At 40.8% G+C, this 13,613-nt stretch carries 14 protein-coding genes; 3 read left to right on the forward strand and 11 right to left on the reverse strand.

Going from position 1 to position 13,613, the window contains the following annotated elements; all coding sequences use genetic code 11:
- Positions 1-69 precede the first annotated feature (69 nt).
- From hemG to PR834_RS13790, 5 genes are read right to left on the reverse strand one after another with little or no spacing between them, the layout of a single operon-like run.
- Entirely contained in the window at positions 70-594 is a 525-nt protein-coding gene (hemG, locus tag PR834_RS13770) for a menaquinone-dependent protoporphyrinogen IX dehydrogenase (RefSeq protein ID WP_004260786.1), read from the reverse strand.
- Between the two features lie 60 nt (positions 595-654).
- Positions 655-2,106 (reverse strand): Trk system potassium transporter TrkH, encoded by a 1,452-nt coding sequence (gene trkH / locus PR834_RS13775; protein WP_096865118.1) that lies wholly within the window; start codon positions 2,104-2,106, stop codon positions 655-657.
- Positions 2,107-2,134: 28 nt separating this feature from the next.
- A complete protein-coding gene (locus PR834_RS13780) occupies positions 2,135-2,749 on the reverse strand; it encodes an IMPACT family protein (RefSeq protein WP_094961383.1) in 615 nt (204 codons plus the stop codon).
- Positions 2,749-4,083, reverse strand: coding sequence for a Xaa-Pro dipeptidase (gene pepQ / locus PR834_RS13785; protein ID WP_096865120.1), 1,335 nt, complete (start codon positions 4,081-4,083; stop codon positions 2,749-2,751). The genes PR834_RS13780 and pepQ overlap by 1 nt, the downstream gene beginning before the upstream one ends.
- Before the next feature lie 19 nt (positions 4,084-4,102).
- A complete protein-coding gene (locus PR834_RS13790) occupies positions 4,103-4,288 on the reverse strand; it encodes a hypothetical protein (protein ID WP_141240669.1) in 186 nt (61 codons plus the stop codon).
- Between the two features lie 52 nt (positions 4,289-4,340).
- On the opposite strand from PR834_RS13790, the gene fadB reads away from it, so the two are divergent.
- Complete coding sequence (fadB, locus tag PR834_RS13795; protein WP_094961385.1) at positions 4,341-6,533, forward strand: fatty acid oxidation complex subunit alpha FadB; 2,193 nt, start codon at positions 4,341-4,343, stop codon at positions 6,531-6,533.
- A 4-nt stretch (positions 6,534-6,537) separates the two neighbouring features.
- A complete protein-coding gene (gene fadA, locus PR834_RS13800) occupies positions 6,538-7,704 on the forward strand; it encodes an acetyl-CoA C-acyltransferase FadA (protein WP_196732267.1) in 1,167 nt (388 codons plus the stop codon).
- Between the two features lie 515 nt (positions 7,705-8,219).
- Here the strand turns inward: fadA and fre are convergent.
- The 3 genes from fre to pepE form a co-directional block, all read right to left on the reverse strand.
- Positions 8,220-8,921 carry an NAD(P)H-flavin reductase gene (gene fre / locus PR834_RS13805; protein ID WP_036958308.1) on the reverse strand — a complete coding sequence of 234 codons (702 nt, stop codon included), beginning with the start codon at positions 8,919-8,921 and terminating at the stop codon, positions 8,220-8,222.
- A gap of 10 nt (positions 8,922-8,931) precedes the next feature.
- A complete protein-coding gene (gene ubiD / locus PR834_RS13810; protein ID WP_004260801.1) occupies positions 8,932-10,407 on the reverse strand; it encodes a 4-hydroxy-3-polyprenylbenzoate decarboxylase in 1,476 nt (491 codons plus the stop codon).
- Positions 10,408-10,519: 112 nt separating this feature from the next.
- Entirely contained in the window at positions 10,520-11,245 is a 726-nt protein-coding gene (pepE, locus tag PR834_RS13815; protein WP_096865123.1) for a dipeptidase PepE, read from the reverse strand.
- Between the two features lie 165 nt (positions 11,246-11,410).
- Between pepE and rfaH the strand changes: the two genes are divergently transcribed.
- Positions 11,411-11,905, forward strand: coding sequence for a transcription/translation regulatory transformer protein RfaH (rfaH, locus tag PR834_RS13820; RefSeq protein WP_094961389.1), 495 nt, complete (start codon positions 11,411-11,413; stop codon positions 11,903-11,905).
- A gap of 79 nt (positions 11,906-11,984) precedes the next feature.
- Here the strand turns inward: rfaH and tatC are convergent, their stop codons facing one another.
- The 3 genes from tatC to tatA are packed head-to-tail and all read right to left on the reverse strand — an operon-like array spanning position 11,985 to position 13,586.
- A complete protein-coding gene (tatC, locus tag PR834_RS13825) occupies positions 11,985-12,752 on the reverse strand; it encodes a Sec-independent protein translocase subunit TatC (protein WP_272536716.1) in 768 nt (255 codons plus the stop codon).
- 3 nt (positions 12,753-12,755) lie between these two features.
- On the reverse strand, positions 12,756-13,301 hold the full coding sequence (gene tatB / locus PR834_RS13830) for a Sec-independent protein translocase protein TatB (RefSeq protein ID WP_004260808.1): 546 nt from the start codon (positions 13,299-13,301) through the stop codon (positions 12,756-12,758).
- Between the two features lie 3 nt (positions 13,302-13,304).
- Positions 13,305-13,586 carry a twin-arginine translocase TatA/TatE family subunit gene (gene tatA, locus PR834_RS13835; protein WP_004260812.1) on the reverse strand — a complete coding sequence of 94 codons (282 nt, stop codon included), beginning with the start codon at positions 13,584-13,586 and terminating at the stop codon, positions 13,305-13,307.
- Positions 13,587-13,613 lie beyond the last annotated feature (27 nt).

A 13,613-nucleotide genomic window follows, 5' to 3' on the forward strand; every position in this document is an offset into this window, starting at 1 on the left:
TTTATTTTACCAAGCGATGATTTATTAAACAAAAAACATAAAATAACTACATTTTGTTGAAATTACGACCTACAAACTATCAAATTCAGTTGCGAATTCGGCTACCTTTTCCCAATTAGTATATTCAACTTCTGTTTTTGGGTCGGTTGGGCCATCTGTCATTTTCATAATTAGGCGGATCATCATTCTATCAAACCATGTATAACGAGGGTAAAACAGTGCTCCGGCAAAAACAGATTTCAATGTTGGCTTCCAAGGGCACGCTTCTAAAAACTTCCGCGTATATGCGTTAGTTTCTACTGTATTCTTACCTTCTTTTCTTGCCGTCAAATTTACAGCAAAAAAACCTGTTTTCATTGAGTTCAATTGATTTTGATGGGAGGTCACAAAACGTTGTAGTTTTTTATTGAAATGCCCATAACGAATGGATGCTCCTACCAATACTTTATCGTAACCTGATAAATTAAGCTGTTGGTCAGTATTTAAATCACGAATATCGCATTCACGACCTGAATTCCTCAGTTGTTCTGCTATTTTTAAAATAATTTTTTTAGTTTGCCCATCCGTACTGGAATGTAAAAGTAAATAGCTCATTATTGTTCCTAGATTATTATCATTTCTATATAGGTAATATTATTTATTAGTTGCGCTCGACTATTCACGCCAAAAAGTGGGAGTCAGTAACACTAATAAAGTGAAAACCTCTAAGCGCCCAAATAACATAGTCACCACTAGAATCCATTTCCCAGCTGGATTCATTGATGTGAAGTTATCTGCGACAGTCCCAAGACCTGGTCCCAAGTTATTGAGTGTGGTCGCTATTGCTGAGAACGCAGAAAACTCATCAACACCTGTTGCGATCAGCAATAATAAGCTAACAACAAAAACAAGTGCATAGGCAGAAAAGAACCCCCAAACGGCTTCAATTATTCTTTCTGGTAATGCTCTTTGCCCCAGTTTGATTGTGTAGACTGCATTAGGATGAACTAAGCGTTTTAACTCACGCGAACCTTGTAAGAAAAGTAACAAGATACGAATAACTTTTAACCCACCACCTGTCGAGCCTGCACACCCCCCAACAAATGCGGCACATAATAGAAGCATTGGTAAGAAAAGAGGCCATCCCGAAAAGCTATCCGTTGTAAAACCAGCCGTCGTTGCCATTGAAACAACTTGGAAGAAGGCTTGGTCAAGCGTTTGACCAAAACTACTATAAACAGAATGAAACATAAGCACTAAAGTACAAATGACCACTAAGACAAATTGGAAACTTATGAACATTCTAAATTCGGGATCGCGCCAATAAATTCCCAAACTACGTCCGGTTAATACAGCAAAGTGCAAACCGAAGTTACAACCAGAGATAATCAGGAAAATACCAATAATAGTGTTAATCGCAGGGCTGTTGAAATAACCAATACTGGCATCATGAGTTGAAAACCCACCGATAGCAATGGTTGAAAAGCTGTGAGAAATGGCATCAAAAACATCCATTCCGGCTATCCATAAAGCCACCGCACAAGCAATTGTGAGTAGTACATAGATAAGCCATAATGTTTTTGCCGTCTCTGCAATACGAGGGCGCATTTTATTGTCTTTCAAAGGACCCGGCATTTCTGCGCGGTATAGCTGCATTCCCCCAACGCCCAAAAGCGGTAAGATTGCAACAGCGAGTACAATTATCCCCATCCCCCCAAGCCATTGAAGCATTTGCCGATAAAACAAAATAGCTTTGGGCAAGGAATCAAGCCCTGTTAGCGTTGTCGCACCAGTTGTAGTCAAGCCTGAAAAAGATTCAAAAAAAGCATCAGTTACCGAAAGATTGGGCCTTTCCGAAAAAATAAACGGCAATGCCCCAACGCTTCCCAGCACAGTCCAAAATAAAACAACAATAAGAAAACCTTCTTTTGCTTTAAGTTCGTGCCGGCTATTACGGGTTGGTAGCCACAAAAAAAGGCCAATTAGCAAAGCCGTGACAAAAGTCTGGCTAAAAGCTCGCCCTGCACCATCACGATAAATTAGCGCAACAATACCAGGAATAACCATGGTAAAAGAAAAGATGATGACAAGCAGCCCGACTATACGGGTTATTGCACGAAAATGCATTCGGCAGGTTCCTTGATAAAACTGTTTACTATTCCGATTCTGGCGTGAGCGTTAAGGCTCCACGACTTACATCGCGTAATTTATCATTGACCTCCTGCTCAAGAGTAGCAGGAATTGCAATTTGTAAAGAGACAGTTTCATTATAATCACTGTGCAAAACCGTGCCATTCACTTGAACAAGCAGTTGTTCAATTGCATTAATCAATGAATAGTCACACTCTAAGTTAAAGATTTTTTGTGGTACTTTTGTCTTTGTGGGTAATATTTTTAATGCTTGCTGGGCACCATTTCCATAGGCTTTAACGAGCCCCCCCGTCCCTAGCTTTATTCCACCAAAATAACGCACGACGACACAGGTAACCTCCCCTAGGTTGCTACCTAATAGTTGCGCCATAATGGGCTTTCCTGCTGTTCCTGTCGGTTCCCCGTCATCAGAGAACCCTAACTTTTGTGAATCATCAGGCCGGCCAGCAACAAATGCCCAGCAATGGTGCCGGGCATCTGGGTATTGAGTTTTAATTGATTGAATATAATCTTTTGCCGCTTCAATACCATCTGTATGAGCTAAATACGTAATAAATTGGCTTTTTTTGATCTCTTCTGTAAAAGAAATAGTTTCAGCCGGTATTAAATAAGGTTTCATTAACGTAAATGTAAGTCTCGAGTCATATTTTCAATACGATTTGCGTGGATCACAATATTATCTTCAATACGAATACCACCGTAAGGTTTGAAGAACTCGATTTTATCCCAATTAAAGTGCTGGCTAAACTCCCCATTTCTCCATTCAGATAATAGAGATTCAATGAAGTAGAGCCCAGGCTCGATAGTTAACACCATTTTAGGTTCTAAAACACGAGTACAACGCAAGAATGGATACATTTTAGGAGCCGCGAGATGTGTACCACTGTCATCTTGCATAAAACCAGCAGCATCATGGACTTGTAAACCAAGCGGATGCCCTAAACCGTGAGGCAAAAATGGCGTTGTTAAACCACTTTCCACCATTGACTCTTCACTAATACCTTTAATAATATCATGTTTAGTCAGTATCTTAGCAATTCTATGATGCATATCTACATGATAGTCTGTGTAGCGTACACCCGCCTTGATTGTATCAATTAAAGCGAGCTGTTCCGTATTGACATCCGCAACTAATTCAGCAAATTCATCTTTCCCTTTTGCAGCATAAGTTCTCGTAATATCAGCAGCATAACCGTTATATTCAGCACCTGCATCAATAAGAAAGCTGCGTAATTCGTTCGGTACCGTTTGCTGTAGTTTAGTGTAATGCAATACAGCTGCATTTTCATTCAGTGCAACAATGTTACCATAAGGGACATTGGTATCTCGATGCCCGGTTGATTGTAAATAACTGATATTAATATCAAACTCACTCATTCCTGCGCGAAATGCTTCAAGAGCAGCGAGGTGCCCATTTACAGCCATTTTTTGCGCTTCACGCATGCAGTAAAGTTCATAATCTGTTTTATAAGAACGATGATAATGATAGTAATCTAAAACAGGTTTGGGATTGATATTATGTAGCGAAATCCCTAATGACTCAGCCCTTGCAGTTGCAGAACCAATATAAGCCACATTTTCTTTCGGTAGACTTGCTAGGAAGGTTTTAATGTCATCTGCATTTTTTAAATGGATTAACTCAATATCTTTGGTCCAAAAACTGTTCGGCAGTGGTTCAACACTATGCCAATAATCAACAGGTGAATAAAACCATAGCTTAGGCTTATTTACGCCATCAACTAATAACCATGAATGTGGAACATCAGTAACAGGCACCCACGCTTTGAAATGAGGATTAACTTTAAAAGGATAGTCGCTATCGTCAAGAAAGATGCGTAGGGGTTCACCCGAATGAATCAATATGGCATCTAATTTGCTGCGCTGTAAAACTTGCTGAGTTCTGTTTTGTAACGTTTTAATGTGTTCAGCGTAGAGTGCAGTCAGTTTTTCCATTTCTTTCAACCTTTCAGCATTAATTAGAAAAATCAAGCTTACCACGTTCTGTTATTAACGGATATGCACTCTGTTGCAAACCATCATTAATCAATTGATATATAATACCTTTATCATTTAAATCATTAATTATTTCGCTTAATTGCTGTGACCAACCTTCCATTTTTGTTATTAAAAGTTTGCAATTAATTAACATTCTAGTCACACTCACCTTATCTGGTCGTACCAGATAACACTACCACGTAGAGGAGAGCAGAATGCTTTATCAAAGTGACACTATCTATATTCAATGGTTGAAACAAGGGATTGCAGAACTGGTTTTTAACTCACCAGGGCCAATTAATAAATTGGATACCCACACCGTTGCTTCACTTGATGAAGCCGTGTCTGTTCTTGAGCAACAAACCGAGCTGCAAGGTGTAATTTTCCGTTCTGATAAACCCGCTTTTATTGTTGGCGCTGATATCAAAGAATTTCTTTCACTCTTTGAAGCGTCAAAAGAAACACTAAGCGATTGGTTGCACTACGCTAATAGTATTTTTAATCGCATTGAAGACCTACCTGTTCCAACGATTTGTGCCATTAATGGCTATGCATTAGGTGGTGGCTGTGAATGCATTTTATCCACTGATTTTCGCATCGCTTCACCTGATGCTCGAATTGGGCTTCCTGAAACAAAACTTGGGATCATGCCTGGCTTTGGTGGGTCCGTTCGGCTTCCTCGATTAATTGGTTTGGATAGCGCATTAGAAATTATTACTGCGGGTAAAGATGTCGATGCCTCGCAAGCTTTAAAACTAGGCCTTGTTGACGCGGTTGTTAATACAGAAGCTCTCGCACAGTCAGCGCTGCAAGTCATTGAATCTGCAATTGCTGGGGCCTTCAATTGGCATAAAAAACGTCAACCTAAGCTTAGCCCTCTACAATTGAAACCTATTGAGCAAACGATGAGTTTCAATGTCGCTAAGGGGATGGTGTACAAGGTTGCAGGCAAACACTATCCAGCGCCTATGACTGCTGTAAATACGATTGAAAAGGCAGCAAATTGCACTCGTGATGAAGCCTTGAAGCATGAAACAGCTGCATTTGTTCCTCTAGCGCATAGTGATGTTGCACGTGCGTTAGTGAATATTTTTCTAAATGACCAACAAGTTAAGTCAAACAGTAAAAAAATCGCACAACATGTTGATATTCCAACGCATGCTACCGTATTAGGTGCAGGGATTATGGGCGGAGGCATTGCATATCAATCTGCCAGTAAAGGCGTACCTGTCTTAATGAAGGATATTAATGTTAAGTCATTAGACTTAGGGATTGAAGAAGCACAAAAGCTATTAAATAATCAATTTGAGCGTGGGAAAATCACCGCAGCGAAAATGGCGGCAACCTTATCATCTATTCATCCCTCATTATCTTACAACGGGGTGGAAAATAGCCAAATCGTCGTTGAAGCCGTTGTTGAGAACCCGAAAGTCAAAGCCGCTGTATTATCTGAAGTTGAGTCCTTAGTAACAAGTGAAACTATACTGGCTTCAAATACATCAACTATTCCAATTTCAACCCTCGCAAAATCACTAAAACGCCCAGAAAATTTCTGCGGTATGCACTTTTTTAACCCAGTGCATCGGATGCCATTAGTTGAAATTATCCGAGGAGAACAAACTTCTGATAACACTGTTGCCAAGGTTGTTGCCTACGCCAATAAAATGGGGAAAACCCCTATTGTTGTCAATGACTGCCCTGGCTTCTTTGTTAACCGGGTACTTTTTCCTTATTTTGCGGGCTTTAACTTACTGCTACAAGATGGAGCTGACTTTAGAGAAATAGACAAAGTCATGGAAAAAGAGTTTGGCTGGCCAATGGGGCCTGCTTATCTTCTTGATGTTGTTGGTATTGATACTGCTTTTCATGCAGAGCAAGTTATGGCTCAAGGTTTTCCTGAACGAATGGGGAAAAAAGGCAAAAATGCCATCGATGTGATGTATGAACAACAACGATTTGGTCAAAAGAATGGCCAAGGGTTTTATCAATATGAAAAAGATAAAAAGGGGAAACCGAAAAAAATTAATGACCCTAGGGCTGATGAATTACTTGCTACTATTTGCCCAACAAAGCGCACTTTCACCAAAGAAGAAATTATTGCTCGAATGATGGCTCCTATGATTAACGAAGTTGTTCGTTGCTTAGAGGAAGGTATTATTCAAAGCCCTTCAGATGCAGATATTGCTTTAGTTTATGGTTTAGGCTTTCCACCATTCAGAGGAGGGGTGTTCTGCTATTTAGATACCTTAGGCAGCCAGTCTTACTTAAAAACGACGGAATCTTTACAGCATTTAAGTCCTCTATATCATGCGCCTAATGGCTTAAAAGAAAAAGCGGCTACCAATGCAAGATATTACCCACAGCCACCTGTAGTGGCGATTGATGTCAAAAAAGTTGCGAGAGGTTAATTTTATGGAAAATGTCGTCATTATTGATGGAATACGTACACCAATGGGCCGTTCAAAAGGTGGGGTATTTCGCCATATTAGAGCTGAAGACCTTTCTGCACACCTCATGAATGCGATTTTTGAACGTAATCCAAACGCAAGTAACAAAGAATTGGATGACATCATCTGGGGTTGTGTTCAGCAAACACTGGAGCAAGGGTTTAATATTGCTAAAAACGCAGCATTACTCACGGATATACCTCATACGGTTCCTGCCGTTACAGTAAATCGCCTTTGTGGTTCATCAATGCAAGCAATACATGATGCGAGCCGGTTAATTATGACGGGTGATGCAAAATCAGTACTCATTGGTGGAGTGGAGCATATGGGTCACGTACCAATGACTCATGGTATAGATTTCAACCCTAAACTGACTTTACGAGTTGCTAAAGCCGCAGGCGCTATGGGACTGACCGCTGAAATGCTGGCCAAAATGTATAAAATTAGCAGGGAAGAGCAAGATGCATTTGCATTAAGGTCTCACCAGCTTGCAGCCCTAGCAACGGAAAAAGGGAAGTTCAATAACGAGATCGTTCCAATTAATGGCCATGATGCCACAGGTAACCTCATTTCAGTAAATTATGATGAAGTGATTCGCTTTGATGCAAGCTTGCAAGGTTTAGCGGCTCTTCGCCCTGCCTTCGACCCTGTTAGTGGGACGGTGACCGCAGGTAATTCATCTGCTCTATCTGACGGTGCGTCCGCGATGCTACTGACCAGCGAAAGTTATGCCACTCAGCAAGGAATTAAACCTCGAGCTAAAATACGCGCAATGGCCGTTGTTGGCTGTGACCCATCAATCATGGGATTTGGGCCTGTGCCAGCAAGTGAGCTCGCTTTAAAGCGAGCAGGACTAACTTTAAATGATATTGATATTATTGAATTAAATGAAGCTTTTGCGGCACAATCTATTGCATGTCTAAAAGGCTTGAAGCTATCAGAAAACCAATTAGATGATAAAGTAAATCTCAGCGGAGGGGCTATTGCACTTGGCCACCCTTTGGGATGCTCAGGAGCAAGAATTTCAACAGCTTTGCTTAATCATTTAGAACAAAACGATAAACAGTTTGGTTTAGCCACCATGTGTATCGGGTTCGGCCAAGGTATAGCCACAATTATCGAACGAGTTTAACAATTTATTTTTAGTTTTCGCAAACATTGTATTTTGTCGATGTTCCCGCCTAGTCAGGGGCGGGTTTTTTTTGCCTCTTTCTAGCCGAATATCCACAACAAGTTTAACCCTCATAGTTCGGGTTGTAGGTAGGTGGCAAATGAATGAGACCCTACGAGCATACAAAAGTATGTGACTAGGGCGAATGAATGAAGCCAACCCCCCGACAATTTGAACTGGCCTGTTTTCACGCAAAAGCCATAACAAGTTTAACCCTCATAGTTCGAATTGTAGGTAGGCGGCAAATGAATGAGACCCTACGAGCATACAAAAGTATGTGACTAGGGCGAATGAATGAAGCCAACCCCCCGACAATTTGAACTGGCCTGTTTTCACGCAAAAGCCATAACAAGTTTAACCCTCATAGTTCGAATTGTAGGTAGGCGGCAAGTGAATGAGCCCCTAGGAGCATACAAAAGTATGTGACTAGGGCGAATGAATGAAGCCAACACCCCTACAATTCAAACTAGGACGGGTTAAATGAATTCATAAGCATCACCGAATAACTGCTCCGGTTTACCTCCGCGCTCATTACAAAACCGTTCTCTAGCTATTTTCGCCATTTCAAAACGGCCTGCAATATAGATATCATGGCCTGATAAGTCACCGAAATCTTCTAGCACTGCACTCAGAACCGTTCCTGTTCTGCCTCGCCATAGTTCATCTGGTTGCTCTACAACTGGTGTGATCTTTAAATTAGGATAGTTTTCACTAAGGGCCTGTAATTCGCCAAGATCGTATAAGTGTTCCAATTGACGCCCCCCCCAATAGAAAGTGATATCACGATTCGGGTTTTCAGCTAAAGCCGCAAGCAATACTGAGTGGGTATAGGAAAAACCTGTCCCACCAGCAATTAAGATCATGGCATTACTGCTATTTTCTCGAAACCAAGCTTTACCATGTGGGATGTCGATATCAATACGTTTTTGATCCAAAATTCTATCCATTACTGCCATTGCATATAGATTGATTTCAGAAGCACCGATATGTAACTCAATAGTTTCTTTATTGTGAGGAGTTGAAGCCATTGAAAATGGTCGTTTGTCACGCTCATCCATCACGACCATTAAATATTGGCCTGCTTTAAAATGAAAAGGACCATCTGGCAACAAAATCACCCGATAAACCGTATCCGTGATAGATTCAACAGATGTTACTTTACAGCTTAAAGTTGCCATGGTTTCCCTCTTATTTTTTGTCAAAAATATTTAATTGTTCCCAAATATCATCAATGCGAGATTTAACGCTCTCTGTCATTACGATAGGACGCCCCCACTCACGATCTGTCTCACCCGGCCATTTATTGGTGGCATCAAGCCCCATTTTTGAACCCAGCCCAGACACAGGGGAAGCGAAGTCGAGATAATCTATTGGTGTGTTTTCCATCATCACGGTGTCACGGGCAGGATCCATCCGAGTTGTAATTGCCCAGATAACATCTTTCCAGTCCCGTGCATTAATATCGTCATCACAAACAATAACAAACTTAGTGTACATGAATTGGCGCAGGTATGACCAGACTCCCATCATGACTCTTTTAGCATGTCCTGCATATTGTTTTTTCATTGTTACGACGGCAAGACGATACGAGCACCCTTCAGGAGGAAGATAAAAATCAACAATTTCAGGAAATTGTTTTTGAAGAATGGGAACAAGGACTTCGTTTAACGCTTCCCCTAATACTGCGGGCTCATCTGGTGGCCTTCCCGTATAAGTTGAATGATAAATTGCATCACGACGCTGAGTCACATGAGTCACAGTAAATACCGGGAAACTGTCTATTTCATTATAATAACCGGTATGGTCACCATAAGGACCTTCGGGAGCCATTTCACCTGGCTCAATATACCCTTCTAAAATAATTTCAGCGCCAGCGGGAACTTCAAGGTCATTCGATATGCATTTAACAACCTCGGTTTTATTACCACGTAATAACCCCGCAAAAGCATATTCTGACAATGTGTCAGGGACTGGTGTTACCGCGCCTAAAATGGTTGCTGGGTCTGCACCCAGGGCGACTGCAACAGGAAATTTTTCACCGGGATGCGCTTGGCACCATTCTTGAAAATCCAGAGCGCCACCGCGATGAGACAACCAACGCATAATAACTTTGTTTTTTCCAAGAACTTGCTGACGATAAATACCTAAGTTTTGCCTTTCTTTATGTGGGCCTTTAGTCACTGTCAGCCCCCATGTAATTAAAGGAGCGGCATCTTCAGGCCAACAATGCATAACTGGGATTTTTGTAAGGTCAACGTCTTCACCGGCCCAAATTTGTTCCTGACAAGGCGCAGAGCTTAGCCGTTTTGCAGGCATATTTAGCACTTGCTTGAATTTTGGTAGTTTATCGAAAAGGTCACGAAAGCCTTTCGGAGGATCAGGCTCTTTTAGGAAAGCAAGTAATTTGCCTACATCATGTAAAGCTTTTATGTCTTCTTGCCCCATCCCCATCGCAACACGTTTAGTTGTTCCAAACAGGTTACACAAGACAGGCATGTTATAGCCTTTGGGATTTTCAAATAATAGGGCCGGCCCCCCTGCTCTTAGTGTGCGATCTGCAATTTCAGTCATTTCCAAATAGGGGTCGACTTCCATTGTAATGCGTTTTAGCTCGCCTTGCTTCTCAAGTTGCGAGATGAAATCTCTAAGGTCACGGTATTTCATTATCTTCTTTTACTGTTACAGGGGGAGTCCCATTATAAGACGTCCGGCCAAGGTTACAAGTTGCTGTCTAAAGCACTTAAAAATCAATCTTTTTCTGGTTTAGTATACCATTTTACTGGCAATCAAAAGGGACTAATTTTTCTAATAGTAATGTATTAAATTGCTCTGAGAATGTTTTATTATGCTGAAATAGTTTAAAACCTTCATCTTTTCCGCTGAAATAATGAAGTTCATTACCTTTAATTTGTAACCCACTTCCTTCCCTGAGCGCAACAACAACTTCATGAGGATTAATCACACAAAATTCTTGTAATCGTTCATCACGAGTTTCGCCCATATGACCAGAAATATGAGCATCAATATAATGAGGGTTAATTTGTAATGGAAATAGCCCCAGAGATGGCATAATTGCAGCATTACTAACAGGCATATCATTCGTAGTACGGATACTTGGAGTTGCTACATTGCATCCTGCACTCCAGCCGATATATGGCACACCACGCTCACGAACCGCACGTTGAATCGCAACTATCAACCCGTTCTCGTGTAGGCATTTATTCAACCACCAAGTGTTACCACCACTCACAAGAATACATTCTGCCTGCTCAATCGCTTCCACAGGACTAGAAAAGTGCTCAATAGACGTAACTTTTATTCCCAACGCATCTGAAAGCTGTTCTGCTCTTTCGTCATGTGAACCGCGAAGAACTGCATACGGAACCAAAACTGCTGACTTTATGTTCTTACGAACAATCATTTCTTTGATTCGAGGTAAGGCGTAGCTGAGCCATACCGGGTTGCCTGGTAGCTTACCGTTACTCAACAAAAAGATATCCATTATGTCTCCTACTGATTTGTTTTTTGCATTACAGTTATCATAAGACTATATTCGGTTAATATAGACCTAAGAATATCAATAATATGGTGCTGCTCTTCATTAGTCACATTGTTATGTCGTAATTTGTTATCATAAACATAGTTTTGTCAGATGGAATTCAAAAAAATGGAAAAATGGTATTTGCTTTATTGCAAACGCGGCCAAATTGAACGGGCTATGGAGCATTTAAACCGACAGAATGTTGTTTGTATGACGCCCATGACTGAAATGGAAAAGGTGGTTAGAGGGAAAAGGGCGACAGTGCAAGAAGCCCTGTTTCCAAACTACTTATTTGTGAAATTTGATCATAATGAAATTCATACGACAACCATCCAATCAACAAGAGGGGTTAGCCATTTTATTCGTTTTGGCCAGTTTCCGACGGAAGTCCCCGAAGAAATTATTGAGCTATTACAACAAACCCCCGTTAGTTATTCCGTCGCACCAGATATACCAAAACATGGCGACCAAGTGACAATTACCGAAGGTATTTTCGCGGGAGTACAAGCTATTTTTGATGAGCCTAATGGAGAGTATCGTTCTATTCTTTTACTGAATATTTTAAATAAAAGTGTACCTAAAGTGGTTGATAATACGCAATTTAAAAAAAATACAGATTGAACGCTTTAAGCAATCAAAAGCCCTTCTTAAAGGGCTTTTGACCTTTTTGCATTGCAAATTAAAGATAATTTAATGCAAATCAAGACTCTTCTTTTTCTTCTTCCTCTACCTCTTCTTGCCGGTTTCTACCTTTACCAACATAGAAATTGGATAGTAAAACTCCGAGCTCGAAAAGCAAATACATTGGAACAGCAAGCAAAGTTTGAGAGAGTACATCTGGCGGCGTTAAAAACATCCCAACGATAAATGCCCCAACTAAAATATAAGGACGTTTACGTTTCAGGGATTCCGGTGTAGTCACGCCTGTCCAACACAGTAAAATAATTGCAATAGGTACTTCAAATGCCGCACCAAAAGCCATGAATAATGTCATGACGAAACTAAGATATTTACTGATATCGGGAATAAAGTTAACGCTATCTGGGGTCGTTTTAACAAAGAAACCAAATGCGAGGGGAAAAACAACGAAGTAGGCAAATGCCATTCCCAAATAAAACAAGAAACTACTTGAAACAAGCAAAGGCAACATGAGTTTGCGTTCATGCTTGTATAAGGCAGGTGCAATAAAAGCCCAAATTTGATAGAGAATAACCGGTATCGATACAAAAACCGAAACCATCATTGTCAATTTAATTGGGGTAAAGAATGTTGACGCCACATCTGTCGCACTCATTTGCGAACCTACTGGTAGCTTATCAATCAAAGGGGCTGCTACCAGCCGATAGATATCATTTGAAAAATAAGCAAGCGCAGCAAAAACAATTAAAACTGTAATTAAACAGTTTAACAGCCGTTTGCGAAGTTCAATGAGGTGGCTAATAAGTGGTTGTGTATCATTTACAGCCATGTGTTATTTTTCACTTTCAGTTTGATTAGAGTTTTTTACTTTAGCATCGAGTGATTCTACTGTTTTCACCGCGACTGAATCTTCTGGCTTTTCATCCTCAACAACAGCCGCCATTTTAGCAGCATGCTCAGGGTTTGGATCAGACTCTTCAGGTGGCTGCTGAGTATTATCTTTCGCTTCCTTTACAGCACTATCGTAACTGTCAGTGATCTCTTTTGCTTTGTTTAACTCTGTTTCAATATCATTGGTTGTCGCTTGGTAATCGCTTTTAAGCGATTGTGCCGCTGTACGCAGTTCTTCCATTGACTGCTTAAGTTCAGGAGAAAGCGCTTCTAAATTAGCTTTTTCTTCCACCTTTTTCAGCGTTTCTTGCAGCTCCTGCAGCTTTAACTCTTGCGATAACTCGTTTTGTACATTTGCAGCCATAGAGCGCATCGCACGGATCCACCCAGCGACAGTTCTCACTGCCACTGGTAACCGCTCAGGGCCTAATACAACGAGACCAATAACTGCAATAAGCAACAGTTCACTAAAACCTATGTCAAACACGGTTTAACCCTGCTCTTTGTTTTTGCTCTCAACTGGGCTTTCTTTCTTTTCAGCAGCCTGTTGTTCAGTAATATTTTTAGGTGCGAAGTCAGCATCTTGCTTTTCTTGTTCTGCTTTTGCTTTTTCGTCATCGTTCATTGCTTTTTTAAAGCCTTTGAGTGACTCACCCAAATCTGAGCCTAAAGAACGCAATTTTTTGGTGCCGAAAATTAAAATAATAAGTAAGGCAATGATAATGAGCTGCCAAGGACTACCGAAAGCAGCCATTGCAATAGTTGATTCCATTGTTAATACCTCTATATAGTTTTGGGA

This window comes from Providencia sp. PROV182, assembly GCF_028480325.1.
GTDB classification, from domain to species: Bacteria; Pseudomonadota; Gammaproteobacteria; order Enterobacterales; family Enterobacteriaceae; genus Providencia; species Providencia hangzhouensis.